The organism is Betaproteobacteria bacterium (assembly GCA_016720855.1).
In the GTDB taxonomy this organism is placed as follows: Bacteria; Pseudomonadota; Gammaproteobacteria; order Burkholderiales; family Usitatibacteraceae; genus FEB-7.
This window is the reverse complement of record JADKJU010000005.1, coordinates 1-26431: the sequence shown is the minus strand read 5'-3', so window position 1 is coordinate 26431 and position 26431 is coordinate 1. Positions and strand designations below refer to the sequence as shown.

Genomic DNA, 26431 nt, shown 5'->3' with positions numbered 1-26431 from the left:
GCCGGTGGCGCAGGATTTCTGGGCGTCGAGCGGCTTCCGGCTGCTGAAGCGTGGGCCGCAGGGGTGGCTCGAGCCCGGCGACGACTACCTGCGGCATTTCCTTTCGCGCATGGAGTTGGCTCCGCCTCCCGAGGCGGGCCCCGGCGAGCGTCACCTGCATGCGAGGCTGCTCGACAAGCCGCGCCTGGCGATCGGGGCAGCGGACCTGGCGGCGGTCGAGGACGCGGATGCCCGCGAGAACTGGGAGGAATTCCTCAAGTTCCGCGACCGGCTGCTCGCCGCGGGCTCCCTGGAGGCGTGCTATGTCGACCAGTTCCGGCGAGGGGAAGTGGAGATCGCACCGCCTTTCATCGACGCGCTCGCGCAGGCCATCGTGCGCGGCCTCCTCGAGGGCACGGCGGATCCGTGGCTGGCCCGCGCCGGGGAGTTCTTCTTCCGCCGGCAGCGCGTGAGCGTGGAAGGCGGGCGGGTGCTGGCGGCCGACGCCTCCACGATCGAGGCTTATGCGGAAACGGGCGGCTTCGGCAATCTTGGCCGGCTCCTCAGGCAGCAGCAGACGCCGGTGGCCGCGGTGAAGGTGGACGTGCTGAACGCCGAGAACGCCCCGTTCTACTTTCTTCGCGATGAGCTTTTCTCCTTTCTCCTGGACCTCACGCCGGGAGGCGAGGGAGCGAAGGCGCTGGCGAGTGTCCTGGAGCGCTGGGTCGCGCACTTCACGGGCGTTCGGGTCGCGATCGAGCCCGTCGAACGCGTGGAGGACGAGCGCTGGCGCTGGCATGCGGGGCTCGACGTGGAATCGACCTCGATCCTCAATGCGCTCTACCGTGGCGAGGCGGTCGCGGACGAGGCGCGCGAACGCCTCGCAACACTCTTTCGCCTGACGTTCATCGACGCGTCCGACTCGTTGCCGGAAGCCGTGGGGCGCCCCGTGTACCTCGGCCTCGCGTTCCGCGAGGACCACACGCTGCGGATGAAACCGCAGAACCTCCTCATGAACCTTCCGTTCGCGCGGGTGAGCTGAAGGCCGCTTCGCGGTAAGATGATCCATTCGAAAGGCGTTCGAGGCGAAGCGATGGCGATGGCAGGCGAGAGCACCGGCACATTCATGCTGAGCAAGGAGCTGGACATCCTGATGGCCGAGCGCAAGCGCCTGCTCGCGGTGGCAGGAGCCGCGGCGCAGTTCGTCGCCCTCATGGAGAGCCGCGCGCTTCCCGAGTCCGTGGCGACGGAAGCTGAATTCCTCGCCGAGAGCGTCAACGCACTTCCCGAGGACACGCTGCGGGACGCCCTCGCGGCCATCACCCGTACCCGCCAGGAGACCGAGACGTGAATCCAGAGACTTTCAACATGAGCATCCGCAAATTCCTGAAGAGCGTGGGCGTGCAGTCCCAGCGCGAGATCGAGGAGGCGGTGGACAAGGCGATCGCCTCCGGCCAGCTCAAGGGGAGCGAGTCGCTGCCCGCGAAGATGACGCTGACCGTCGAAGGCCTTGCGCTCAGCGTGACCATCGACGGCCGCATCGCGCTCGAATAGCGGTTGCCATGGACGACCAAGCCGGCGTTCAGCCGGTCACCTGGGCCGACGTCGAGTCGGCGGCCGCAAGCCTGGAAGGGGTTGCGCACCGCACGCCGGTGATGACGTCGCGCACGTTTGACGGGAAGACCGGCACCACGGCGTTCTTCAAATGCGAGAACTTCCAGCGCATGGGCGCATTCAAGTTCCGCGGCGCGTACAACGCCCTTTCTCGCCTGGCGCCCGAGGCGAGGAGCCGCGGCGTCGTCGCCTTTTCGTCGGGCAACCACGCCCAGGCCGTGGCGCTCGCGGGAAAACTGCTGGGCATCCCGGCGGCGATCGTCATGCCGGCGGACGCGCCCGCGGTGAAAGTGGCGGCAACGAAGGGCTATGGCGCCGAGGTCATCCTGTACGACCGCGCCGCGGGGCAGGACCGCGAGCAGTTCGCGGCGGGCATCGCCGCCGAGCGCGGGGCCACCGTCATCCCTCCGTTCGACCACGCGCACGTCATCGCGGGGCAAGGGACGGCCGCGAAGGAGCTGCTCGAGGAGACGGGGCCGCTCGACTGGCTCTTCGTGTGCTGTGGCGGTGGAGGGCTCCTGTCGGGATGCGCCATCGCCGCGCACCACCTGTCGCCGGGCATCAAGGTGATCGGCGTGGAGCCGGCGGCGGGAGACGACGCGGCCCGCTCGTTCCGCACGAAGCAGCTGCAGCGCGTGGAGAATCCCCAGACCATCGCGGACGGCGCGCGCACCCAGTCGATGGGAAAGCTCACCTTCCCGCTCGTGCTGGCGAACGTCCACGACTTCCTCACCGTCACCGACGAGGAACTGGTGGAGGCGATGCGCTTCCTGTGGGAACGCATGAAGCTCGTGGTGGAGCCCACCGGAGCGCTCGCGACGGCAGGCGTCCTCTCGGGCCGGCTCGATGCCCGTGGCGCCCGCGTCGGCGTTATCCTGTCCGGCGGCAACGTCGACTTGCGCGTGGCAGCCAAGTTCTTCGGGTGAGCACGCAGGCGCTGGAGTTGCCTCCCGCCATTCCGCGGCGGCACTCCGCGTTGTGGCGCTGGATCGGCCGATCGGTCATGCGCATCACGGGCTGGCGGTTCGAGGGGGTCTTTCCCGACATCGGCCGGTTCGTGATCGCCGTGGCGCCGCACACCTCCAACTGGGATTTCCTGCACGGGGCGGCGGCCATGTTCGCTCTCGACCTGAAGGTCACGTTCATCGGCAAGCACACGCTCTTCGTGTGGCCGGCCTCCTCGTTCCTGCGGTGGATGGGCGGAATACCCGTCGACCGCTCGGCCGCCCACGGGCTGGTGGGGGAAGCGGTGGACTCGTTTCGCGCCGGGACGCCCCGGGTCCTGGTGATCGCGCCGGAAGGCACGCGCAGGAAGGTGGAGCGCTTCAAGACCGGGTTCCTGCATATCGCGCGGGGGGCGAGCGTGCCGGTCGTGATGGTCGGGCTCGACTATGCGATGCGCACCGTTCGCATCGGACCGGTGATCGAGGTCGGCGAGGATATCGAGGTGGAGCGGCGCCGGGTGGAGGCACACTTTGCGAAGATCCCGGGCCGGCATTCGCGGTGATCGCCGGTCGCCCGAACGCCGATTTCTGAATCAGTCGGCGTACACGCCAGTTTTCCGGATGATCGGTGCCCACTTGTCGATCTCCGCCTTGAGGTGCGCTCCAAGGGCAGCAGGGGTCGCCTGGCTCTGCGCGACGGGTTCGGCCCCGAGTTCCTCCAGTTTCGCGATCACGGCGGGATCCTTGATGGCCGCCTGAAGCGCGGCGGCGAGCTTGCCGATGACCGGCTTCGGCGTGCCCTTCGGTGCCCACAGGCCGTTCCAGACGACGACCTCGAAGTCCTTGATGCCGGATTCCTGCACCGTGGGCAGATCGGCGAGCGACTTCACGCGCTGGGCGGATGTCACCGCATAGGCCTTGACCTTGCCGCCCTTGATCTGGGGCGTGGTGTTGGTCGCCTGGTCGCACGAGAAGTCGACCTGGCCACCCATGAGGTCCGTCAGCGAGGGCCCGGTTCCCTTGTACGGAATGGTCGTCGCGTCGGCCTGGATGGCGCTCATGAACAGCAGGCCGCACAGGAACGAAGCCGAGCCCACGCCGGCGTTGGCATAGGTCACCTTCTCCCGGTTCGCCTTCAGGTAGGCGATGAGTTCCTTCATGTCCTTCGGCGGGAAGTCCTTGCGCGAGATGAAGGTCATCGGGACGTCCGCGATCAGTCCGATGGGCTCGAGGTCGGTGACCGGGTTGTAGCCGAGGTTGCGGTAGAGCGACACGCTGGTGGCCATGCCGATGTGCATGAGCACGAGCTGGTAGCCGTCCGGTTTCGCGCCGGCGACCCGCTTCGGCCCGATGGTGCCTCCCGCGCCGGCCACGTTCTCCACGATCACGGACTGGGCCAGTGACTTCGACATCGACTGCCCGACGAGGCGCGCCACGGTGTCGGTCGGGCCGCCGGCCGCGAACGGCACGACGATGGTGATCGTCCTGCTCGGGTAGTCCTGGGCGAAGGCCACCGCGGACACCATGAAGGCTGCCAGGGCAGCCAGAAGGATTCTGGGCATCGTGTTCTCCTCGGATTTAGGTCTTGTTCAACGGCCGCGTCATGCGGCTACGGTCGCTGTGGCGGCGATTATCGCCCGCTTTGACTCGCGGCGCGGCGCTCCAGCCACCTATAATCGGGGCTCACGCCGGAGCCGTTCTTGAACCTCGCCGCCCTTATCGCCGCGCTCATCGCCCAGTACGCCTATCCCCCTCCGGAGAGGCCGCCGCTGGCCGCCCTGTACGGACGCTTGTGCCTTTCGACCGCCAAGCGGTTCAATGCCGGCGACCGCAATTCGGGCATGCTGGCCTATGCCGGGCTGGTCTTCGTCGTCCTCGTGCCGCTGGCGCTCGTTGCGGCGCTGGCCGCCTCGATCCACGGGGTGGTGCTTCTGGCGCTCAACGCGTTCGTGCTCTACGGCAGCCTCAAGTTCGTCCAGACCACCTCGAACCTCGCCGCCATCGAGCGAAGCCTTCGTGAAGGCGATTGCGCGGCGGCGTCGCGACGCCTCGGGCAGTGGCAGGGCGAGGCGCCGCCATCCGACGACCCGGGGGCGACTGCGCGGCTGGCGGCCGAACACGGTCTTCGGGAGGCGCACCAGGGAACCTACGCGATCCTCTTCTGGTTCCTCGTGCTGCCGGGGCCCCTGGGCGCGGTGATGTATCCGCTCACGCAGCGCGCCGCGCGCCTGTGGAATGCGGGGGTGGAGCCCGACGAGCGGGAATTCGGCTGGTTTGCCGGGCGCGCGTTCGAGATCCTCGACTGGGTTCCGCAGCGCGTGACCGCTTTCGTGTTCGCGATCGTCGGCGATTTCGAGGACGCGCTCTTCTGCTGGCGCTCGCAGGCGGCGCAGTGGATGCGCCCGGAGGAGGGCATCGTGCTCGCGAGCGGAGCGGGAGCGCTGGGCGTGCGGCTGGGCGAGCCGATCGCGCGCGGTGAGGGGCTCATCGACCGGCCGGCGCTGGGTACCGGGGAAGCGGCGGGCGAGGACGCGCTGGCGAACCTGGAGGGCATGCTGTGGCGCTCTCTCGTGCTCTGGCTCGTGGCCTACCTCCTCTTCGCGGCCCTGCACGGCCGGCTCGACTGAACCCGGAGGGACACGTGCAACCGGCCTTCGACCGTTTCCACCGCTACGAGGAGCTCAAGTCGATCCTGCTCGCCTTCGAGGCGCGCCGCCCCGACCTGTTCCGCGTGGAGAACATCGGCCGCAGCCATGAGGGTCGCGACATCCCGCTCGTCGTGGTCACGAATCGCGACACGGGGCCGGATGCGGACAAGCCCGGCGTCTGGGTCGACGGCAATATCCACGCCGGCGAACTCACGGCGTCCACCGCCTGCCTGTACTTCCTGAAGACCCTCGAGGAGGGGTACGGCAAGCGCGAGGACATCACGCGGCTCCTCGATACGCGCGCACTCTACGTCTGTCCGCGCGTCAATCCCGACGGCGCGGAATGGGCGCTTGCCGACCGGCCGAAGCACATTCGCTCCTCGACACGGCCCTATCCCTATGACGAGGAGGCGATCGACGGCCTCGACGTCGAGGATGTGGACGGCGACGGGCGCATCCTCATGATGCGCATCCCCGACTCCAACGGAGGCTACAAGGCGCATCCGGCGGACCCGCGCCTCATGACGCCCCGCGATCCCGCGGAATCGGGCGGCCAGTACTGGCGCCTGATGCCCGAGGGCAGGCTGCGCAATTTCGACGGGGTCGAGATCCGGCTGAACCGCAACAAGGAAGGCCTGGACCTCAACCGCAACTTCCCTTCCGGCTGGCGCCAGGAATACCAGCAGCTCGGCGCGGGGCCGTATCCCGTGTCGGAGCCTGAGACGCGGGCCGTCGTGGACTTCATCGTGAAGCACCCGAACCTGTGCATCGGCGTGAGCTTCCATACCCACAGCGGCGTGATCCTCAGGCCCTTCTCCAGCGAACCCGACGAGAACATGCCCGCCGAGGACCTGTGGCTCTACAAGCTCTTCGGAAAGCGCGCGACGGAACTCACCGGCTACCCGAACATCTCGATCTTCCACGACTTCAAGTACCACCCGAAGCAGATCATCACGGGCGGATTCGACTGGATCTACGAGCAGCTCGGGCAGTTCTTCTGGACGGTGGAGATCTGGGCGCCGGTCAAGGAGGCGGGCATCGAGGACTACCACATGATCGACTGGTACCGCGAGCATCCGCCCGAGGACGATCTCAAGTTGATCGCGTGGAGCGACAGGGAGCTGGGCGGGGAAGGATACGTCTCGTGGTATCCCTTCGATCACCCGGAGCTCGGGCCCGTGGAGCTGGGCGGCTGGAACAAGATCGCCACCTTCCGCAACCCGCCGGCGAAATACATCGAGCGAGAGGTCAAGCGCTTCCCCGACTGGCTCGTGTGGCAGTCGCTCACGACGCCGAAGATCGAGATTCTCGATGCGGTGGCCGAGCCGCTGGGCGACGGGGCGTGGCGGGTGCGGCTCGTGGTCCAGAACACGGGCTACCTGCCGAGCTACGCAACGAAGCGCGCACTCGAGCGCAAGGTGGTGCGCGGCGTGGTTTACGAGATCTCGCTCCCGGAAGCGGCTTCGCTCGTCACGGGCAAGCGCCGTGTCGAAGGCGGCCAGCTGGAAGGCCGCGCCAGCAAGGTGACGCTGCAGGCGTTCCTGCCGGACCTCCATGTCACGGCCGATCGGGGGCAATGCGAGTGGACCGTGCGTGCGCCGCGCGGGACCACGATTTCCCTTTCCGCGCGGCACGAGCGGGCCGGCCGGGCAGCGACCACGCTGAAGCTGGACTGACCCTCTTGTCGAAGCGCCAACCTGACCGCATCTGCCTTGCAGACGGAGGTGCAGGATGGTCATGATTCGTCCCGCCGCAGTGGCGGGGGCCTTTTATCCGGGGGACGCCTCGACGCTGGCGGTCGAGGTGGAGGGTTGCCTGCGCGAAGCGGGCCAGCCCCGCGAGGGTGAGCGGCCTCCCAAGGCGATCATCGCCCCGCACGCCGGCTACCTGTACTCCGGGCCGGTCGCCGCAAGCGCCTATGCACGCATCGCGCCGCTGCGCGGGAAGGTCTCGCGGGTGGTCCTCGCCGGGCCTGCCCACCGCGTCTTCGTGACGGGCGCCGCGGTGCCGCAGGCGGACGCCTTCGAGACGCCACTCGGGCGTGTCGGGCTGGACGAGGTAGCGCTGGCGCGACTACGCCGGCTGCCGTTCGTCGAGGCCAGCGACCGCGCACACGCCCTCGAGCATTCCCTCGAAGTGCACCTGCCTTTCCTCCAGGCCGTCCTGGGCGAGTTCAAGCTCGTCCCCGTGGTGGTGGGCGGCGCGTCGCCCGGCCAGATGGCCAGCCTCTTCGACGAGGTCTGGGGCGGCGAGGAAACGCTGGTCGTGGTGAGTTCGGACCTCTCCCATTTCCTGTCCTATCGCGCGGCCTGCGAGCGGGACCGCGAGACGGCCGATGCGATCCTGCGGCTTTCGCCACGGCTCGACGGGGAGGATGCCTGCGGGGCTGCGCCAGTCAACGGGCTGCTGGAGGTGGCTCGCCGGCGCGCCCTGGAGGTGGAACTCGTGGACCTGCGCAACTCCGGGGACACCGCGGGCGGCCGCAGCCAGGTGGTCGGCTATGGATCCTTCGTGTTCCGCGAGCCGGAGAGCCGTCATGGTTGAGGAATCGGACCGTGGCCTCGTGCTGGTCAGCATCGCTCGCGAGGCGATCGGCGAGCGGTTGGGACTCGCGCTTCCTCGCCATCGCGACGAACCCTGGCTCGCGCAGCCGGCCGCGACGTTCGTGACGCTGCAGTTGGAAGAGGAACTGCGCGGCTGCATCGGCTCCATCGACCCGCGGCGGGCGCTCGGCGAGGACGTGGTCCACAACGCGCGCGCCGCGGCCTTCTCGGACCCGCGCTTCGTGCCCCTCACGGCCGTGGAGTTCGAGTCGGTCTCGGTCGAGGTATCGGTGCTTTCTCCGCGCATGCCGCTCGTCGCGGCGAGCGAGGCGGAGGCGGCCGCCGCGCTTCGCCCGGGCGTGGACGGTGTGTACCTGGAATACGAAGGACTGGCGGCGACGTTCCTGCCGCAGGTGTGGGACGACCTCCCGGAGCCGGTCGAGTTTCTCGCGGCCCTGCGCCACAAGGCCCGGCTGCCGGCGCGCTTCTGGGACGCGAGGATCCGGCTCACGCGATACACGGTGGAGAAATACGGCGATGGATACCCGGCACGCTGAGCCCGTCGAGGGCTCGCATCACCCGGCGCGGTGGTGGCACCGACTGGAAGACGGACGCATCCAGTGCGACCTGTGCCCGCGCGACTGTCGACTGCACGAGGGGCAGCGCGGCGCGTGCTTCGTGCGCGCGCGATCCGGCGACGCGATGGTGCTCACCACCTACGGGCGTTCGTCGGGGTTCTGCCTCGACCCCATCGAGAAGAAGCCGCTCAACCACTTCTACCCCGGGACTTCCGTGCTCTCCTTCGGCACGGCCGGCTGCAACCTCGCGTGCAAGTTCTGCCAGAACTGGGACCTCACCAAGTCGCGCGACATGGATTCGATGATGGATCAGGCCTCCCCGGGGAGCATCGCGGGGGCGGCGCGCGATGCCGGCGCGAGGAGCGTTGCGTTCACCTACAACGACCCGGTGATCTTCGCGGAGTACGCGATGGATGTCGCGGATGCCTGCCGCGGGATCGGCATCGCCACCGTGGCGGTGACGAACGGATACATGCACGCGGAGCCGCGCCGCGAGTTCTACGCGCGGATGGACGCGGCCAACGTCGATCTCAAGGCCTTCACCGACGAGTTCTATGTGAAGCTCACGGGCGCGAAGCTGGCGCCGGTGCTGGATACCCTCGCTTACCTGGTTCACGAGACGAAGGTGTGGCTCGAAATCACGACCCTGCTGATTCCCGGGAAAAACGATTCGGTCGCGGAACTCGAGGCGGAAAGCCGCTGGATCCGGAAGGAACTGGGCCCGGACGTTCCCGTGCACTTCACCGCCTTCCACCCCGACTACAAGATGGACGACCTGCCGGCCACCCCCGCGGCTACCCTCGAGCGGGCTCGCCGCATCGCGCTGGACGAAGGGCTTCGCTACGTCTACACGGGCAACGTCCACGACCACGAGGGCGGGACGACCTTCTGTCCGGGCTGCCGGGCCGCGCTGGTCGAGCGCGACTGGCATCGCATCGACGCCTACCGCCTCACGTCCGATGGGCATTGCCCCGATTGCGGCACGGCCATCGCCGGCCGCTTCGAGGCATTCGAACCGAAGCATCAGTTCGGGCGCCGCCGCATTCCCCTGGCGATCGGGCGCGCTTCATGAACGGGGAGGCGGGCGCGCCCGCGTGCGCGGCGCCCGATTACGCCCCGCGCAAGCCCCGGCTCGAGTTTCCGCCTCGCTCGTGCGATTGCCATGCGCATATCCTCGGGCCGGCCTCGCGCCACGCGTATTCGTCCGATCGCATCTACACGCCGCCCGATTGCCTCGTTCCCGATTACCGCGCGATGCTCGCAACCCTTGGCGTTGAGCGCGCGGTGCTCGTGCAGCCCAGCGTCTATGGCATCGACAACACGGTGATGCGCCAGGCGCTGCGCGAGGCCGGGCCGGTGTTTCGCGGCGTGGCCGTTGTCGACTGGGCTGTCGGCGAGCCGGAGCTCGCCGCCCTGCACGCGGACGGCGTTCGAGGCGTGAGAATCAACGTGGTCGACGTAAAGGAGGGCGGGGGCGCGCTGCCGGTGGAGCGCCTGCGCGACCTCGCGCGACGGATCGCGCCGCGCGGATGGCACCTGGAACTGCTGGCCCATGTCGACGAATATGCGAGCCTGGATCGCGATCTCGCGGACTTTCCCGTCGAAGTGGTGTTCGGCCACCTGGGGTACATGCGAACCGACAAGGGCCTCGAGGCGCCGGGTTTCCAGGCGCTCGTTCGCCTGCTTGAGGCCGGCCGCGCCTGGGTGAAGCTCACCGGGCCGTACCGCATCTCGACGGGGGGCATGCCCCACGGGGACGTCGCGCCCTTCGCCCATGCGCTGCTTCGTGCCGCGCCCGGACGCGTGGTGTGGGGCAGCGATTGGCCCCATGTCATGGTCAAGGGCGCGATGCCCAACGACGGCGACATCGCGGACCTCGTCCTCGACTGGATCCCCGACGAGGGCCTGCGCAGGAAGGTGCTGGTCGACAATCCCGCGCGCCTGTACGGCTTCGGGGATGGCCTATAGAGGCTGGATGTCGGCCTGCTTCACGATCTTCCGGTAGGTCTCGATCTGCTCGCGCACGAAACGCGCGAACTCGTCTGGCTTCATCGGCGCGGGCGTGATGCCGAGCTTCGCGAACTGGTCGCGCACCTCGGCCCCCTGCAGGATCGCGGCGATCTGCGCATTGAGCTTCTGGACGATAGCGGCCGGGGTGCCGGCGGGCGCCCAGACGCCGAACCAGAGGGAGATGTCGAAATCCTTGAGCCCCTGCTCGGCGAGCGTGGGCACGTCGGGCATCACCTCGGCGCGGCGAATCGTGGAAACACCCAGCGCGGCGAGCTTGCCGTCCTTCATCTGCCCGATCACGGTGTTGATCGGCGCCATGTAGAAGGCCGAGCGCCCCGTCATCGCGTCCTGGATCGCCTCGGGCGACCCCTTGTACGGGATGTGCAGCATCTTCACGCCGGCGACCTGCGCGAAATACTCCGCGGCCAGGTGAGTCGAGCTGCCGACGCCGGCCGACGCGAAGGGAATGGCGCCCGGTTTCGCCTTGGCGGCATCGATGAGGGCCTTGACCGTCGGATATTCGCCGCCCTTGGCCGTCACCATGACGTAGGGCGTGATGCCGAGGATCGCCACGTCCACGAGGTCCTTCAGCGGGTCGTAGGGCAGGGTCTTGTAGATCGCGGAATTCGCCGCGTGCGAGGCGGACTGCACCAGCAGCGTGTAGCCGTCGTGGTCGGCCTTCACCACGGCCTGCGTGCCGATCTGGCCGCCGGCGCCGGGCCGGTTCTCGACGATGACGGGCTGCTTCCACGCCTCGCTCAGGTGCCGGGCGACGATGCGCCCTGCGATGTCCGCGCCCGAGCCGGGCGTGAGCGGAACGATGATGCGGATCGGCTTCGCGGGGTAGTCCTGGGCGGCGGCGAGCGTCGCGGCGGCCGTTACGGCCGCAGTGGCGGCCAGCTTGGTCAGCAGGTTCATGTCTTTCTCCTCGTCGGTGTCTTCCGGATGGGGTCTCGACCGGATTCGGTTCAGGGTACGGCAGGCAGTCCCGCATCGACGCGATCGATGAATTCGCGAATCGCGCGATTGAACGCTTCCGGCTGCTCGATGTTCGACAGGTGCGCCGCATCCTCGAGAATCTGCAGCTTCGATCCGGCGATCACGCGGTGCAGGACCATGGACTGGTCGACGGTGCACGCGGGATCCTGCCGCCCAGTCATGACGAGGGTCGGCGCCGTGATCTTGAGCAGGAGAGTTGTCTGCGCCATGTCGCGCACGGCGCTCGCGCACGCGATGTAGCCCTCCACCCCGGTGCCCAGGATCATGCGCCGGACCTTGTCGACGTCCCCGGGAGCGCGCCGGATGAACGGCTCCGTGAACCAGCGCTTGATCGTGCCGTCCGCGAGCCCGGCGATGCCTTGCCCGCGGGCGATCGCGAGGCGCTCCTCCCACATTTCCCGCGGCGGCATCTCGCTGGCGGTGTCGCACAGCGAGAGTGAAAGGATTCTTTCCGGGTACCGGGCGCCCAGTTGCTGGCCGATCATTCCACCCATCGACAGGCCGACGAAATGGGCGGAGGCGATGCCGAGCTGGTCGAGCAGCCCCGCCGCGTCGTCGGCCAGCCCCGCGATCGAGTAGGGGCCGGGAGTCGTGGAGGAACGGCCGTGGCCGCGCATGTCGTAGCGCAGGACGCGGTAGCGATCGGAGAGGGCGCCCACCGTCCAGTCCCACATGCCGTAGTTCGACATGAGGCTGTTGCTCAACAGCACCACGCGGCCCTTTTCAGGGCCGTCGAAGCGATAGGCGGTGTCGGCGCCGTTCACGCGAACCGAGGCAGTCATGGAGTCTCCTGGCGACGCGGGGGCCGAGGTGCAGGGGTCAGCGCAGGATGCCCGCTTCGCGCAGGTAGCGCTGCACGCCGGGATGGATGAGGTCGACCCGCGGCGCCGCGGCCACGGTGTTCGCGGCGGTGGTTTCACGGGCCTGGGGCAGGCGTTTCGCGATCGCGGACTCTCCCCGGTGGAGGGCGCGCGCCAGGCGATACGCCGTGTCCTCGGGAAGCGTCGGGCGGGCGATCACGAACGCCCACGACCCCACGGATGCGATCGGGGCATCCTGGCCCGGATAGCTGCCCGCGGGAATCGTCAGTGGCTTCAGCAGCGAGTGCTTCTCGAGGATGCGCTTCACCTGCGCCGCATCGGGGACGATGAAGCGTGCGCCCGTGGGACTCTTTGCCACGGCGGCAAAACCCGGCCATCCGAGGCCGCCGCCCCAGAGCGCCGCCACGCGCCCGTCCTGGACCATCTCCGGGCCGTCGCCAGCGCGCTCGAGGTAGACCGCCTGGAAATCCTTGTTCATGTCGTAGCCCAGGCCGTCGAGGACATAGCGCGCGAGGATCACGAGGCCGGAGCCCTTGGCGCCGAAGGCGACCGGCTTGCCCAGAAGGTCGGCGATCGCGCGATGCGCGCTGTCGCCGCGCGTGACGAACATTCCCGGCGAGGAATACATCGCGGCGATGATCTTCAGGTCCGCGGGTGCGCGGCCGATGCCGTTTACCGCCTCGTAAAGCGGCTCGCCGGTCACCAGGGCTATGTCGAGCTGTCCGGCTTCGATCAGGGGGATGTTCTCCGTGCTGCCCTTGGTGTTGCGGGGCTGCACGAGCAGCGTGGGATCGGTTTCGTTGACCGTTTCGGCGAACGCGGCCCCGTAGACGGGGAACCCGCCGCCGGGAGTGGCCGTGCCGAGGATAACGGTTGTCTGGGCCTGGGCCCGCGCCAGACGGGGCGCGATCATGGCGAGGAGTCCGGCGGCGAGGAGGGCGCGGCGTTCATTCATGGGCATCCTTTTTCAGCGGCCCCAGTCGGGGTGCTTCTCGTGAAGCTCGCGATGCTGCTCGAGCAGCACCTGGTAGAACGTCAGTCTCTCGGCGGAGATCTTCCCGGCGCCCACCGCGCCGACGACGGCGCAGCCCGGCTCGGTGAGGTGCACGCAATCGTTGAACTTGCAGGCACCCAGGAAGGGGCGGAAGTCCGGCATCGCCTCGGCGATCTGCGCCTCGGTGAGGTGGAACAGGCCGAAGGACTGGAATCCCGGCGTGTCGACGATGGCGGCGTCGCGGTCCAGCCGGAACATGCGCGAGAAGGTCGTCGTGTGCGTGCCGATGCCCAGGGACGCGGAGATCTCGCCCACGCGCGCGACCTCGTTCATCACCAGCGCGTTCACCGTCTTCGACTTGCCCATGCCGCTCTGGCCGACCAGCAGCGTGATCCTGCCTTCCAGCAGCGGCAGCAGCGCTGCCGTGTCGAACTTGGCCGACATCGAGATGACCGTGTAGCCGATGCGCTCCCAGGGCGCGAGCGATTCCCGGGCGGCCTTGTGCTCCTCCAGATCCGACTTGTTGAGCGCGATGATCGCCGGAATGCCCGCGGCCTCGCAGGCCACCAGGCTCAGGTTCAGGAACGCCTCGCTGAAGACGGGCCGGGGCGCCAGGAGGATTACTGCCTGGTCCACATTGGCCGCGAGCGTCTTTTCCTTCCACTGGTCGGAGCGGAAGAGGATGTTGCGCCGGGTTCCCACGCGCTCGATGGAGCCTTGCGCGGCGCCGGACATGCGCACCTGGACGAAGTCGCCGCAGGCCGCGTCTTGCTTGCGGCCCTTGCGCGTGCAGACGATCTGGCGGCGGTCGGCGAGTTCGACCAGGAAATCGCGCCCGAAGTCGGCGATCACCCGGCCCTCGACGACGACCTGCTGCTCGCGCTCGCGCCGCGTCGTCATGGTGTCCGTGCCCCCGACGCGCGTCCGGAAAGCGGCAGCGAAGCGCCGTCAGGAAGGATCATCAGGGCCTACAGCTCGAAAAGCGCATCGATCTTCGCGGCGCAGATGAAGTCGTTCTCGGAGAGCCCGCCGATGGCATGCGTCCAGTACGACACCTTGCACTGGTTGTAGCCGACCGAGAGGTCGGGATGATGATCCTCCCGATGCGAGATCCAGGCGGTCGCGTTCACGAAAGCCATCGTCTCGTGATAGTTCGCGAACCGGAAGGTCTTCGTGATGGTGCTGCCCTCGCGAGCCCATCCGGCGAGTCCCTTGAGCATGGGGCCGACCTGGGTGTCCGTGAGGGGGGCGACGCCCCCTTCGCAGGGAACGCACTTCTTGCGGGCGAGATCGTTCATGGCGGGAAGGGGGTCAGGCGGGTTTCGCGGCGAGGCTCCTCAAGCGTGCGATACGCAGCGCCGCGGGAGGATGGGAATCATACACGAGCGAATGCAGCGGATCGGGCGTGAGGGTGGCCGCGTTGTCGCGGTAGAGCTTGCCCAGGGCGCTCACCAGGTCGTCGGCGCTGGCGTGGCGCGCGGCGAACTCGTCGGCCTCGAATTCCTGCCGCCGCGACAGCAGGCTCGCGAGCGGCTGGAACGGGAACGTGAACACCGGCACGGCCAGCATGAAGGCGGCCAGGAGCGCCCCGGTGGGCGCAGGCGAGGCGAGCCCGAAGACCGCGGAGAATGCCGGCTCGCGAGCCGCCCATCCGAGGACGGACAGGAGCACGAACGCGAGCGCGAAGCGCACGACGAGCAGCCTCGGGATGTGGCCGCGCGCGAAATGACCGAGCTCGTGCGCGAGCACCGCCTCGATCTCGCCCAGGGTCAGGCGCTCGACGAGGGTGTCGAAGAACACGATGCGCTTCGCGCGCCCGAAGCCGGTGAAATAGGCGTTGCCGTGGCTGGAGCGTTTCGACCCATCCATCACGAAAAGGCCCTCGGCGCGAAAGCCGCAGCGCGCGACGAGTGCCTCGATGCGCGAGCGCAGCTCGCCGTCCTCCAGCGGCGTGAACCGGTTGAAGAGCGGCGCGATCCAGCGCGGGAAGACGGCCACGAGGACGAGCGTGAAGGCCACCCACGCGACCCAGGCCCAAACCCACCACCAGGCCCCCGTTGCCTCGATGAACCAGCACACGGCGAGCACGAGCGGCGCGCCGAGCACCACCGCGAGAGCCAGCCCCTTCGCCAGGTCGGCCAGGAACGTCGCGAGCTTCGTCTGGTTGAAGCCGTACTGCGCCTCCACGCCGAAGGTCCGCCACGCGTCGAAGGGGAGCGAGGCGAGCGCGCCCACCGCCAGGAACCCGAAGACGGTGGCCAGATCGCGGGCATAGCCGTCCCCGAGCAGGGCGCGCGAGCCGCCATCCAGCAGGGCCAGGCCGCCCCCCACGCTCATGGCAAGGAGGAGGGCGCCGTCCGCGAACACGGTCTCGATGGCGGCAACGCGGATCTTGTCGCGCGTGTAGTCCGCCGCTCTTGCGTGCGCCTCGGGCGGCACGATGGCAGCGAAATCCTCGGGGACGCGGTCGCGATGGCGTGCGACGTGGCGCGCGTGGCGGGCGAGCAGCCACAGGCGCCAGGCGAGGGCGGCCAGCGCAAAGGCGACGAAGGTGGTGGCGATGGTATTCAATCCGGTTGGTGGAAGACGGCGCGCCGTGACACAATCCGGGCGCGCAAACACTCACTCATCACTATGGCACAGGAAAAAGCACCGCTCGTCTGGGTCGACATGGAAATGTCGGGGCTCGTCCCCGACCGCGACCGCATCATCGAGGTCGCGATCGTCGTGACGGACGGCGAACTCAACACGATCGCCGAGGCGCCCGTCTGGGTGGTCCACCAGCCCGACGAGGTGCTGGACGCGATGGACTCCTGGAACAAGGCCACGCACGGACGATCCGGTCTCATCGACAAGGTGCGCGCCTCGAAGTTCAGCGAAGCCGAGGTCGAGGCGATGATCCTCGACTTCCTCAAGCTCCATGTGCCGCCCGGCACGGCGCCGCTGGCGGGCAATACCGTGCACCAGGACCGGCGCTTCATGGCGCGCTACATGCCGGCCTTCGAGTCCTACCTGCATTATCGGATCGTGGATGTCTCGACGCTCAAGGAGCTGGCCAGGCGCTGGCGGCCCGACGTACTCGCCGGGGTGGTGAAGGAATCGAAGCACGAGGCGCTGGCCGACGTCTACGAGTCGATCGAGGAACTGCGCTACTACCGGCGCACCTTCCTGCGTGCCGAACCCGCGGGTTCCGACTCCGTGCCAGGCACGGGTGCCTGACACCGCAACCTAGTCGCGCGCCCAGTCCCGGGAACGCTCGACGGCGCGGTGCCAGACGGCGAGCCGCGCAGCGGCGACATCGCGCGGGATTTGCGGCTCGAAGACGCGATCGCGCGACCACAGCGAGGCGATTTGCGCCTCGTCCTCCCAGAATCCCACCGCAAGGCCGGCATGGTAGGCCGCGCCCAGCGCTGTCGTCTCCGTGACGCGGGGTCGCACCACCGGCACGCCGAGCAGGTCGGCCTGGATCTGCATGAGGAGATTGTTGGCGGTGGCGCCCCCGTCGACGCGCAGCTCCGTGAGCGCGATGCCCGAATCGGCCGTCATCGCCGCCAGCAGCTCGGTGCTCTGGAAGGCGATGGCCTCCAGAGTCGCGCGGGCGAGATGCGCCCGCGTCGAGCCGCGCGTCAGGCCGACAATGGTGCCCCGAGCGTGCGGATCCCAGTAGGGCGAGCCCAGCCCCGCCAGCGCGGGAACGAAGCACACGCCGCCGGCGTCGGGCACGCTGGCCGCCAGCGGCTCGACTTCCTCGGCGCTGCGGATGATCCCGAGCCCGTCTCGAAGCCATTGCACGGCGGCACCCCCGATGAACACGCTGCCTTCCAGCGCGTAGTGCGCGCCTTTCTCGCGGCGCCACGCCACCGTCGTGAGCAGGCGATTGCGCGAGGCCGAGGGGCGCTCGCCGGTGTTCATGAGCAGGAAGCAGCCGGTCCCGTAGGTGTTCTTCGCGAGTCCTGCGCGATGGCACGCCTGGCCGAAGAGCGCCGCCTGCTGGTCCCCCGACAGGCCCGCGATCCGGATGCCCGCGGGGAGTCCGGCGCAAGAGGTCTTCCCCACGACTTCCCCGGCCGCGATCACCCGGGGCAGGACGGCACGCGGGATGTCCAGGATGGCGAGGAGCTCGTCGTCCCAGTCGAGGTCGTGGATGTTGAAGAGCAGGGTCCGCGATGCGTTGCTCGCGTCCGTGACGTGGGCCCCGCCGCCGGTCAGGTGCCAGGCGAGCCAGGTGTCGATGGTGCCGAAGGCCAGCTCACCCCGCTCGGCGCGCGCCCGGGCGCCCGGGACCGAATCGAGGAGCCAGGCGAGCTTGGTCCCCGAGAAATACGGGTCCAGCACCAGCCCCGTGCGGTCGCGGAACCCGTCCGCATGCCCGGCCTGCCGGAGCGCGTCACATCGGGACGTTGTGCGGCGGTCCTGCCAGACGATGGCGTTGGCCACGGAGCGTCCGGTGGCCCGATCCCACAGGACCGTCGTCTCGCGCTGGTTGGTGATGCCCAGGGCCGCCACGTCCGAGGAGGAAAGCCCCGCCTGCGCCAGGGCCCGGGCCGCCACGTCGCGCTGGGTGGCGAAGATTTCCTCCGGGTCGTGCTCGACCCACCCGGGCTGCGGGTAGATCTGGCGGAATTCTTGCTGGACCACGGAGATCGGGGTCCCGGCGCGGTCGAAGACGATCGCGCGGGAACTGGTCGTGCCCTGGTCGAGGGCGAGGATGGCTTTCATCGACAGGGGGTCGCTGGCGGGTTGATGATACGATAAAATTTGCAGACGGCCCCCGAGGCCGACGAGGAGCAGCGAGTGGGACTTCTGGACGATCTCAAGAAACAGGCGGACGCGCTCAAGGCGCAGGACACGGATCGCACCGAAAGCCTGCGGTCCAACGCGGTGGCGGTGGACCACGCCCTGCGCCGGGTGTTCATGTACATGAACGACCTGGGCAAGCAGCTGAACGTGGTGCAGATGCCCTGCCCGTTCATATACAAGCTGCCGACGGTGGGCGACATCACCGGGCTCACCTTCAAGGACTTCTTCTCCGACTTCCGCAGCAAGCACTTCATCGACAAGGACTACTACGGCGAGGTGCACCTGGCCGCGCGCTGCGGCTCCGACAAGGTGCTCGCGATCAAGAAGGGCCCGGACGAGATGGAGAAGTTCCGGGACACCCTGTGGCAGTTCAACATCGAGCACAAGAGCGAGCAGTACCGCGACCAGCGCAAGGTCATCACGCACGAGATCTTCGAGGTGAAGTGCGATTTCCGCCTGCAGGCCAAGCTGGAGGGCGACCACGAGAGCGGCAAGCTGAAGATCATGGCCAAGAACGTGGGCGACTTCACCATCGACGTGTTCCAGATGACCGCGCTCGAGTTCAACGACAAGGCGGTCGAGGAGTTCGCCAAGTACTTCATCGGCCGGCCCAACGAGTGGCTCGAGATCGTGAAGCGCTCGGTGCTCAACCAGAGGGTTGCGGTCGCGGCGGCACCCAAGCCGAAGGTCGAGCCGCAGTACGCCGTGCGCAAGGACCCCCCCCGGGTCGCGCCCGCCGCCGAGGAAAAGCGCGGCCTGCTCGGGTCGCTGCGCTCCTTCATCAAGAAGGACAGCTAGGCGCCTGCGGGCGGCATCCGCCCGGGCCTGCTCGGGCCCCCCCGGGCCGGCCCGAACTTGTCGAATCCTTCGAAGGGAGGCGGTTCCCGGTGCGCCCCGCGGGGGATTTTCCCTTGGGGATTGCGCTGGGTCACAAAACGGGAATCCTTCGGGACGCGTCCCGATGTAATATGGCCGGACGCAGACGAGAGACGGCCACGGGATTGCCATGAGAAGCGCCGGGCCGCGAGCGACGACACGAACCGTGATACCCAATCCATGGAGAAATGCTCAATGACCCGCACATTCCTGCTGGCTGCCGCCGCTGCGGCCGCCCTTTCCGTCACCGGCGCGCAGGCCCAGACCGAAATCCAGTGGTGGCATTCGATGGGAGGCGCCCTCGGCGACAAGCTGGGCGATCTCGCCAACAAGTTCAACGCGAGCCAGAAAGACTACAAGGTGGTCCCCAGTTACAAGGGCTCCTATCCCGAATCGATGACCAACGCGATCGCCGCCTACCGCGCCGGCAACGCGCCGCACATCCTCCAGGTGTTTGAAGTCGGCACTGCCACGATGATGGCCGGCAAGGGCGCGGTGGTTCCGGTCTACAAGCTCATGAAGGACGCAGACGAGCCGTTCGACCCGAAGGCCTACCTGCCGCCGGTCTCGGGCTACTACTCCGACAGCAAGGGCAACATGCTGTCCTTCCCGTTCAACAGCTCCACCGTCGTGTACTACATCAACAAGGACGCGTTCAAGAAGGCCGGCCTCGACCCGAACAAGGCGCCGAAGACGTGGAAGGAATTCGTCGCCGCGGCCGAGAAACTCAAGGCCGCGGGGCAGGGTTGCGTGTACACCACCGGATGGCCCTCCTGGATGCACATCGAGAACTTCTCCGCATGGCACAACGTCCCGATCGGGACGAAGGAAAACGGCATGGGCGGGCTGGACACCGAATTCCAGGTGAATTCTCCGCTGCACGTGCGCCACATCGCCATGCTGGGCGACATGGCGAAGAAGGGCCTCTTCACCTACGCCGGGCGCACCAACCAGGGCGAGGCCAAGTTCTCGAGCGGCGAATGCGCGATGATGACTTCCTCCACGGGCGCGCAGGCCAATATCCGCCGTTCGGCCAAGTTCGAATGGTCGGTCAACTTCATTCCCTATCACGATGACGTGAAGGGCGCGCCCCAGAATTCGATCATCGGTGGGGCGTCGCTGTGGGTGATGGGCGGCAAGACCGCCAACGCCTACAAGGGAGTCGCGAAGTTCTTCGCGTTCCTCTCGAAGCCGGAGATCCAGATGGAATGGCACACCGGCACGGGATACGTACCGATCACGATGGCAGCCTATGAAATGACCCGCAAGTCCGGTTTCTATGACAAGAACCCCGGGGCCGACATCGCCGTGAAGCAGCTCACCAACAAGCCGCCGACGGCCAACTCCAAGGGCCTGCGCTTCGGCAACTTCGTGCAGGGCCGCGAGGTGATCGAGGAGGAAATGGAGAACGTGTTCTCCGGCAAGAAAGATGCGAAGACGGCCATGGACGAGGCCGTGAGGCGAGGCAACGAGATCCTTCGCAAGTTCCAGGCTGCAAACAAGGGCTGATCGAAAGGTCGTCGACAAAGGGGCCCTGACCGGCCCCTTTCCTCATCCCCGCCATGGAAAAGCGCGTCGTATTCAAGTCGGCCTGGCTTCCCTACGTGCTCCTGATGCCGCAGGTCGCGGTCACGGCCGTCTTCTTTTTCTGGCCCGCGCTGCAGGCGGTCTATTTCTCCTTTCAGATCCAGGACGCGTTCGGACTCACCACGCAGTTCGTCTGGTTCCAGAACTACGCCGCGCTCTTCAGCGATTCGCACTACCTTTCGTCGTTCCGCGTGACGGCCTTCTTCAGCTTGACCGTCGCGGCAACCGGGATCGGGATCTCGCTCGTCCTCGCCACGATGGCCGATTCGGTGGTCCGCGGGGCGCTGGCCTACAAGACCTTCCTCATCTGGCCCTACGCGGTGGCCCCGGCCATCGCAGGCGTTCTCTGGGCATTCATCTTCGCCCCGTCCATCGGCATCGTGACCTACTTCCTCAAGAAGTTCGGCGTCGACTGGAACTGGATCATCGATCCGGAGCAGGCGATGCTCCTGGTGGTGGTGGCCTCGGTATGGAAGCAGATCAGCTACAACTTCCTCTTCTTCCTTGCCGGCCTGCAGTCGATCCCGAAATCGCTCCTCGAGGCGGCCGCGATCGACGGGGCGGGGCCGTTCCGGCGCTTCTGGACGATCGTCTTCCCGCTGCTGTCGCCGACGACCTTCTTCCTGCTGGTCATGAACATCATCTACTCGTTCTTCGACACCTTCGGCGTCATCGATGCCACCACGCAGGGCGGCCCGGGGGATGCCACCAAGATCCTCGTCTACAAGGTCTACTACGACGGCGTTAAGGCGGCGGATCTGGGCGGCTCCTCGGCGCAGTCGGTGATCCTCATGATCATCGTCATCTCGCTCACGGTGATCCAGTTCCGCTACATCGAGCGCAGGGTCCAGTACTGATGCGTGGCCGAGACGAGAGCTGCCGGGAAATGAAATGGTAGAGAACAGGCCGGTCAGGGATTTCTTCGCGCACGCCGTGCTCATCACGGGCGTGATCCTGGTCGCGTTTCCGCTCTGGGTCACGTTCGTCGCCTCGACCCTCACCTTCGACCAGATCGTGACTGTCCCGATGCCGCTGTGGCCCGGCGACCAGTTCCTGCACAACTACACGCAGGTGCTCACCTCGGGATCGGAGAAGGGCTCCTCCGCCCCCGTCTCGGCGATGCTGCTGAACAGCCTGATCATGGCGCTGTCCATCGCGATCGGGAAGATCTCGATCTCCATCCTGTCGGCGTTCGCGATCGTGTACTTCCGCTTTCCCGGGCGCTCGTTCTTCTTCTGGAGCGTGTTCGTCACGCTGATGCTGCCGGTGGAGGTCCGCATCATCCCCACCTTCAAGGTGGCGGCAGACCTGGGCATCCTGAACTCGCATCTCGGCCTGGCGCTTCCGCTCATCGCATCGGCAACGGCGACATTCCTCTTCCGTCAGTTCTTCATGACCATTCCCGACGAGCTCGCCGAGGCGGCGCGCATCGATGGCGCAGGCCCCTTGCGCTTCTTCTTCGACGTGGTGCTGCCGCTGTCGAAGACGCACATCGCCGCGCTGTTCGTGATCCTCTTCATCTACGGCTGGAACCAGTATCTCTGGCCGCTGCTCATCACGGCGAGCGAGTCGATGTACACGGTGGTGATCGGCATCAAGCGCATGATCGCCGGCGGCGACGCCTCCAACGAATGGCAGCTCATCATGGCCACGGCCATGCTTGCCCTCATGCCGCCGGCGCTGGTCGTGGTTCTTATGCAGAAGTGGTTCGTGAAGGGCCTGGTCGAAACCGAAAAATAGATGGATGGACGTCGCGTCGATGGTTCAGGCATCGGGAACGGCGTTGGAGCGGACCAGAGGCCGCTCAACGCCGGCGGACATCGGAACGGAGTGAGTGAATCGAGATGGCGGAAATAGTCCTGCAAGGCGTGACCAAGAGCTTCGGCAAGACCGAGGTCATCCATCGCACCGACGTCACCATCGGGGACGGCGAATTCGTCGTGCTGGTGGGGCCGTCGGGCTGCGGCAAGTCGACGATCCTTCGCATGATCGCCGGCCTGGAGACCGCCACGGACGGCGAGATCCGCATCGCGGGCAAGCGGGTGAACGAGGTCGAACCCAAGGACCGCAACATCGCCATGGTGTTCCAGAACTACGCGCTCTATCCGCACATGAGCGTCTACGAAAACATGGCGTACGGCCTCAAGATCAGGAAGCTCGCCAAGGACGACATCGAGCGGCGCGTGCAGCGCGCCGCGGGGATCCTCGAACTGGGGCCCTATCTGCAGAGGAAGCCGCGCGAGCTCTCCGGCGGCCAGCGCCAGCGGGTGGCCATGGGCCGCGCAATCGTGCGCGAACCGGCCGCATTCCTGTTCGACGAGCCGCTCTCCAACCTGGATGCGAAGCTGCGCGTGCAGATGCGCCTGGAGATCCAGAAGCTGCACCGCGAACTGCGCACCACCAGCGCCTACGTGACCCACGACCAGGTCGAGGCGATGACGCTCGCCAACCGCATGATCGTGATCAACGCCGGTTCCGTGGAGCAGGTCGGCGCCCCGTTCGAGGTTTACGACGACCCGGCGACGCTCTTCGTCGCGGGGTTCATCGGTTCGCCGTCGATGAACTTCCTTCCCGGCAAGCGGACCGGCGACGGCGTCGACGTGGGCGAGGGGGTCATCGTGCCGATGCCCGAGGGCATACGCGCGCGGGCAGGCAACGAGGTGACCGTCGGCCTGCGGCCCGAGCATCTCGTCGCGGGAAGCAGCGGGGCGGGCCCCGTCCTCAGCTTCCGGGTCGAAACGGTGGAGGCGCTGGGCGCCGATTCGCTGCTGCACGGGACCTTCGACGACTCGACCCTGGTGGTGCGGATCGAGGGCCATACGCTGCCAAGGGTGGGCGAGACGGTTCCCTTCTCCGTGCTTCCGGGCAAGATCTACTTCTTCGACACCGCCACGGGCAAGCGCCTGAAGGCATGAGCCTGGAACCGCGGCGGCTCGAGGAGCTCTCGCTCAACTCGTCCGCGCCGCCGGGGCAGCTCCTTTACGACGGCTGGCTGCTGCGCTTCTCCCCGGGCAAGGCCAAGCGCGCCCGATCGATCAACGCCATCTATCCCTCGCGGCTGCCGCTCGCAGAAAAGGTGGCCCACTGCGAGCGCGTCTATGTCGAGCGCGGCCTGCCCGCCATTTACAGGGTTTCGATGCACACCGATCCGCCGGAACTCGAGGGGATGCTCGCCGCGCTGGGGTACGAGTCCTTCAGCCCGACCGAGGTGCGCGCGGCGGCCATCGATTCCGCGACTCTCGCCGGCCCGGATGTGGACTGTCCGCGCATTGAGGAATGGTTCGACATGGTGGGCGACCTGCGCGGCTCGCCCATCGCGCACCGCAGCGCCCACGTCGCGCGACTGGCCGCGCTGCCGCTCGAGATGCGGCCCGTAGCCCTGCTCGAGGCAGGCGTGCCGATGGCGACGGGACTCGCCATCCTCGAGGACGGGCACGTGGGGCTCTTCGACGTGGTGACGCGCGAAAGCGGGCGGCGGCGGGGATTTGCGCGCACCATCGTGGCGGCGCTGCTGCGCTGGGGGTGGGAGCGGGGCGCCAGGCGCTCGTACCTGCAGGTGGAGGAAGGCAACGCCCCCGCCGTCGCACTCTACGACGCGTTCGGGTTTTCGATGGCCTATCGGTACTGGTACCGCGCACGCCCGGGGGAGACCGCATGAACGAGATCGATGAGCTGTCCCGGCAACTCGGCGAGGCGTGCGTTCGCGCGCACCTCGTCGTCGCGACGGCCGAATCATGCACCGGCGGCGGCGTGGGTGAGGCCGTCACGCGGACGGCCGGAAGCTCCGCGTGGTTCGACCGCGGCTTCGTCACCTACTCGAACGAAGCCAAGGTCGACCTCCTCGGCGTCAAGCAGGAAACGATCGGGTCCCACGGCGCCGTGTCGGAGGCGGTGGCGCGCGAGATGGCCGTGGGTGCCCTGCACCAGAGCAGCGCGGACCTGGTCGTTGCCGTGACCGGCGTTGCCGGCCTGGCGGCGCAACCGCGGCGAAACCGGTGGGCCTCGTCTGGTTCGCCTGGGCCTCGCTCGACGGCGCCGTGGAGACGAAGTTCGAGATCTTCGGCGGCGACCGGGCCGCCATCCGGCAGCAGGCGGTGCTCGAGGCGCTCGAGGGATTGTTGGCGCTCGTCGCCCGGGAAGGCCAGGGAGCGCAAGAGTAAAAAAGGGGACAGACCCCTTTCTCTCCGAGAACAACGGAATAAGGGGTCTGTCCCCTTTTTTTGAGGGTCCGGTTCTCAAGCTGCTTGACACCAGAACGATCGTTCTGTAGCTTACCGAACAATCGTTCTGTCCACCGTTTGGCGGCCCATGGCGTTGAAGAATCATCAGCCCCTCGACCCGGCGTACCTGGAGAAGCTCCAGGACTACTACGCCGAGCACAAAGGTCATTCCCTCCTACTCGGTGCTCGCCACCCTGTGGGGGATTTCCGCGAAGTCGTGGGTGTCGGAGTGCGTACGCCGTTTCGAGGAGGCCGGCTACCTGGACTGGACTCCTGACCGGCAGTTGAAGCCCGGGGCGCGGTTCTTCGAGCGGCGGCTCGCGCACGACACCGTGCAGGCGGGGCTGCCCAATCCGGCCTTGGCCGATGGCTACGACCTCGTCACGATCGACGACTACCTGATCCGCGTGCCGTCGAAGACGAGCCTTGTGCGCGTGAAGGGCGAATCGATGATCGACGCCGGCATCCACGACGGCGACCTGATCGTGGTCGAACAGCAACCCAACGCCAACGTCGGCGAGATCGTCGTGGCGATCGTGGACAACGAATTCACCGTGAAGTACCTGGATCGAGAAAAAGGCGCGTTCGTCCTGAAGCCCGCGAACAAAGCCTTCCCGGTCATTCGCCCCAGGGGGCGCCTGGAAATTTTCGGTGTGATGGCGGGGTTTGGTGCGCAGAACGCGCTGAGCCTGGGCGGAAATTCAACTTTACCGATATGGGATAATTCCAATGCTCAAAGTCATCTCCACCCCCTCCTCCGAAGCCCCCGCAATGGACGAAAACAAGACGAAAGCCCTGCAGGCCGCGCTCACGCAGATCGAACGCCAGTTCGGCAAGGGCGCGATCATGCGTATGGGCGACAAGGATGTCGAAAAGGCATCGAGGTGGTTTCCCCCGGAGTCGTCCGGCAAGACCACGCTCACGCTGCAGGTCATCGCCAACATCCAGAAGCTGGGCGGCACCGCCGCCTTCATCGACGCGGAGCACGCGCTCGACCCGCAGTATGCGCAGAGGCTCGGCGTCGATACCTCCGAGTTGCTCCTCTCGCAGCCGGACAACGGCGAGCAGGCGCTGGAAATCACGGACATGCTGGTTCGTTCCGCTTCCGTGGATTGCGTCGTGATCGACTCCGTTGCGGCACTTACCCCCAAGGCCGAAATCGAGGGCGAGATGGGCGAGCCGCAGATGGGCCTGCATGCACGCCTCATGAGCCAGGCGCTGCGCAAGCTCACGGCCAACATCAAGCGCTCGAACACGCTCGTCATCTTCATCAACCAGATCCGCATGAAGATCGGCGTCATGTTCGGCAACCCCGAGACCACCACGGGCGGCAACGCGCTCAAGTTCTACGCCTCCGTGCGGCTGGACATCCGCCGCATCGGCTCCATCAAGCGCGGCGAGGAGGTCATCGGCAACGAGACGCGCGTGAAGGTGGTGAAGAACAAGGTGGCGCCCCCCTTCAAGGTCGCGGACTTCGACATCCTCTACAACGAGGGCATCTCCCGCCACGGCGAGATCATCGAGCTGGGCGTGCAGCACCGCATCGTCGACAAGAGCGGCGCGTGGTACGCCTACAAGGGCGAGAAGATCGGCCAGGGCAAGGACAACACGCGGGAATTCCTCAGGGACAACCCGCAGATGTCCGACGAAATCGAGACGCGGATCCGCGAGGCCGTGGGCATCGCGGGCGGGATGCCGCTCGACCACGGCGCTGCCGACGCGGCCGAGGCGGACTGACCTCGGCAGGCCCCGCGCACGCCGGTTCCCCGGTGGCCTGGGGCCTTGCCGTTCCTGCCATCGAGATGGATCTCCGAACGC

27 protein-coding genes and 2 pseudogenes are annotated in these 26431 nt (G+C 67.3%); 21 read left to right on the top strand and 8 right to left on the bottom strand.

Annotated features, from left to right (window positions below):
* The first annotated feature begins 4 nt into the window (after window positions 1–4).
* From IPP91_17875 to IPP91_17855, 5 genes are read left to right on the top strand one after another with little or no spacing between them, the layout of a single operon-like run.
* Window positions 5–1021 carry a hypothetical protein gene (locus IPP91_17875; protein ID MBL0143912.1) on the top strand — a complete coding sequence of 339 codons (1017 nt, stop codon included), beginning with the start codon at window positions 5–7 and terminating at the stop codon, window positions 1019–1021.
* A 51-nt stretch (window positions 1022–1072) separates the two neighbouring features.
* Entirely contained in the window at window positions 1073–1330 is a 258-nt protein-coding gene (locus IPP91_17870; protein ID MBL0143911.1) for a hypothetical protein, read from the top strand.
* Entirely contained in the window at window positions 1327–1533 is a 207-nt protein-coding gene (locus IPP91_17865) for a hypothetical protein (GenBank protein MBL0143910.1), read from the top strand. Before IPP91_17870 ends, IPP91_17865 begins: the two co-directional genes overlap by 4 nt.
* Before the next feature lie 8 nt (window positions 1534–1541).
* On the top strand, window positions 1542–2519 hold the full coding sequence (locus IPP91_17860; GenBank protein ID MBL0143909.1) for a threo-3-hydroxy-L-aspartate ammonia-lyase: 978 nt from the start codon (window positions 1542–1544) through the stop codon (window positions 2517–2519).
* Window positions 2516–3100: a 1-acyl-sn-glycerol-3-phosphate acyltransferase gene (locus IPP91_17855; protein ID MBL0143908.1), complete on the top strand. Its 585-nt coding sequence runs from the start codon at window positions 2516–2518 to the stop codon at window positions 3098–3100. The genes IPP91_17860 and IPP91_17855 overlap by 4 nt, the downstream gene beginning before the upstream one ends.
* Window positions 3101–3130: 30 nt before the next feature.
* Here the strand turns inward: IPP91_17855 and IPP91_17850 are convergent, their stop codons facing one another.
* Window positions 3131–4099, bottom strand: coding sequence for a tripartite tricarboxylate transporter substrate binding protein BugD (locus IPP91_17850; protein ID MBL0143907.1), 969 nt, complete (start codon window positions 4097–4099; stop codon window positions 3131–3133).
* A 138-nt stretch (window positions 4100–4237) separates the two neighbouring features.
* Between IPP91_17850 and ampE the strand changes: the two genes are divergently transcribed.
* From ampE to IPP91_17820, 6 genes are read left to right on the top strand one after another with little or no spacing between them, the layout of a single operon-like run.
* Window positions 4238–5164 (top strand): regulatory signaling modulator protein AmpE, encoded by a 927-nt coding sequence (gene ampE, locus IPP91_17845; protein ID MBL0143906.1) that lies wholly within the window; start codon window positions 4238–4240, stop codon window positions 5162–5164.
* Window positions 5165–5178: 14 nt separating this feature from the next.
* The gene (locus IPP91_17840) at window positions 5179–6861 is read left to right on the top strand and encodes a carboxypeptidase (GenBank protein MBL0143905.1); all 1683 of its coding nucleotides are present in this window, start codon (window positions 5179–5181) and stop codon (window positions 6859–6861) included.
* Between the two features lie 55 nt (window positions 6862–6916).
* The gene (gene amrB, locus IPP91_17835; GenBank protein ID MBL0143904.1) at window positions 6917–7729 is read left to right on the top strand and encodes an AmmeMemoRadiSam system protein B; all 813 of its coding nucleotides are present in this window, start codon (window positions 6917–6919) and stop codon (window positions 7727–7729) included.
* Window positions 7722–8285 carry an AmmeMemoRadiSam system protein A gene (gene amrA, locus IPP91_17830; GenBank protein ID MBL0143903.1) on the top strand — a complete coding sequence of 188 codons (564 nt, stop codon included), beginning with the start codon at window positions 7722–7724 and terminating at the stop codon, window positions 8283–8285. Before amrB ends, amrA begins: the two co-directional genes overlap by 8 nt.
* On the top strand, window positions 8266–9378 hold the full coding sequence (gene amrS, locus IPP91_17825; protein ID MBL0143902.1) for an AmmeMemoRadiSam system radical SAM enzyme: 1113 nt from the start codon (window positions 8266–8268) through the stop codon (window positions 9376–9378). Before amrA ends, amrS begins: the two co-directional genes overlap by 20 nt.
* The gene (locus IPP91_17820) at window positions 9375–10274 is read left to right on the top strand and encodes an amidohydrolase family protein (protein MBL0143901.1); all 900 of its coding nucleotides are present in this window, start codon (window positions 9375–9377) and stop codon (window positions 10272–10274) included. Before amrS ends, IPP91_17820 begins: the two co-directional genes overlap by 4 nt.
* On the opposite strand, the gene IPP91_17815 is transcribed toward IPP91_17820, so the two are convergent.
* From IPP91_17815 to IPP91_17790, 6 genes are all read right to left on the bottom strand, one after another.
* Window positions 10269–11234, bottom strand: a complete 966-nt coding sequence (locus IPP91_17815; GenBank protein ID MBL0143900.1) for a tripartite tricarboxylate transporter substrate binding protein — start codon at window positions 11232–11234, stop codon at window positions 10269–10271. The genes IPP91_17820 and IPP91_17815 overlap by 6 nt on opposite strands.
* 50 nt (window positions 11235–11284) lie before the next feature.
* A complete protein-coding gene (pcaD, locus tag IPP91_17810) occupies window positions 11285–12097 on the bottom strand; it encodes a 3-oxoadipate enol-lactonase (protein MBL0143899.1) in 813 nt (270 codons plus the stop codon).
* Window positions 12098–12134: 37 nt separating this feature from the next.
* Window positions 12135–13091, bottom strand: a complete 957-nt coding sequence (locus tag IPP91_17805; GenBank protein MBL0143898.1) for a TAXI family TRAP transporter solute-binding subunit — start codon at window positions 13089–13091, stop codon at window positions 12135–12137.
* 12 nt (window positions 13092–13103) lie between these two features.
* Window positions 13104–14030, bottom strand: a complete 927-nt coding sequence (gene rsgA, locus IPP91_17800; GenBank protein MBL0143897.1) for a ribosome small subunit-dependent GTPase A — start codon at window positions 14028–14030, stop codon at window positions 13104–13106.
* 68 nt (window positions 14031–14098) lie between these two features.
* Window positions 14099–14428 (bottom strand): 4a-hydroxytetrahydrobiopterin dehydratase, encoded by a 330-nt coding sequence (locus IPP91_17795; protein ID MBL0143896.1) that lies wholly within the window; start codon window positions 14426–14428, stop codon window positions 14099–14101.
* A gap of 13 nt (window positions 14429–14441) precedes the next feature.
* On the bottom strand, window positions 14442–15692 hold the full coding sequence (locus IPP91_17790; protein ID MBL0143895.1) for a M48 family metallopeptidase: 1251 nt from the start codon (window positions 15690–15692) through the stop codon (window positions 14442–14444).
* Between the two features lie 72 nt (window positions 15693–15764).
* Between IPP91_17790 and orn the strand changes: the two genes are divergently transcribed.
* The gene (orn, locus tag IPP91_17785) at window positions 15765–16349 is read left to right on the top strand and encodes an oligoribonuclease (protein MBL0143894.1); all 585 of its coding nucleotides are present in this window, start codon (window positions 15765–15767) and stop codon (window positions 16347–16349) included.
* 9 nt (window positions 16350–16358) lie between these two features.
* On the opposite strand, the gene glpK is transcribed toward orn, so the two are convergent.
* Complete coding sequence (glpK, locus tag IPP91_17780) at window positions 16359–17849, bottom strand: glycerol kinase GlpK (protein ID MBL0143893.1); 1491 nt, start codon at window positions 17847–17849, stop codon at window positions 16359–16361.
* A gap of 39 nt (window positions 17850–17888) precedes the next feature.
* Between glpK and IPP91_17775 the strand changes: the two genes are divergently transcribed.
* From IPP91_17775 to recA, 9 genes and pseudogenes are all read left to right on the top strand, one after another.
* Window positions 17889–18728, top strand: coding sequence for a hypothetical protein (locus IPP91_17775; protein ID MBL0143892.1), 840 nt, complete (start codon window positions 17889–17891; stop codon window positions 18726–18728).
* A 273-nt stretch (window positions 18729–19001) separates the two neighbouring features.
* Window positions 19002–20315, top strand: coding sequence for a sn-glycerol-3-phosphate ABC transporter substrate-binding protein UgpB (gene ugpB, locus IPP91_17770; GenBank protein ID MBL0143891.1), 1314 nt, complete (start codon window positions 19002–19004; stop codon window positions 20313–20315).
* A gap of 53 nt (window positions 20316–20368) precedes the next feature.
* Entirely contained in the window at window positions 20369–21250 is an 882-nt protein-coding gene (gene ugpA, locus IPP91_17765) for a sn-glycerol-3-phosphate ABC transporter permease UgpA (GenBank protein ID MBL0143890.1), read from the top strand.
* A 34-nt stretch (window positions 21251–21284) separates the two neighbouring features.
* Window positions 21285–22133, top strand: a complete 849-nt coding sequence (gene ugpE, locus IPP91_17760; protein ID MBL0143889.1) for a sn-glycerol-3-phosphate ABC transporter permease UgpE — start codon at window positions 21285–21287, stop codon at window positions 22131–22133.
* A gap of 104 nt (window positions 22134–22237) precedes the next feature.
* Window positions 22238–23308, top strand: a complete 1071-nt coding sequence (locus tag IPP91_17755; protein ID MBL0143888.1) for a sn-glycerol-3-phosphate import ATP-binding protein UgpC — start codon at window positions 22238–22240, stop codon at window positions 23306–23308.
* Window positions 23305–24051, top strand: coding sequence for a GNAT family N-acetyltransferase (locus IPP91_17750; GenBank protein MBL0143887.1), 747 nt, complete (start codon window positions 23305–23307; stop codon window positions 24049–24051). The genes IPP91_17755 and IPP91_17750 overlap by 4 nt, the downstream gene beginning before the upstream one ends.
* Window positions 24048–24553: pseudogene (locus IPP91_17745) on the top strand (nicotinamide-nucleotide amidohydrolase family protein). The gene IPP91_17750 and the pseudogene IPP91_17745 overlap by 4 nt, the downstream one beginning before the upstream one ends.
* A 148-nt stretch (window positions 24554–24701) precedes the next feature.
* Window positions 24702–25272, top strand: a pseudogene (locus IPP91_17740) (LexA family transcriptional regulator).
* A 112-nt stretch (window positions 25273–25384) separates the two neighbouring features.
* The gene (recA, locus tag IPP91_17735) at window positions 25385–26350 is read left to right on the top strand and encodes a recombinase RecA (protein ID MBL0143886.1); all 966 of its coding nucleotides are present in this window, start codon (window positions 25385–25387) and stop codon (window positions 26348–26350) included.
* Window positions 26351–26431 lie beyond the last annotated feature (81 nt).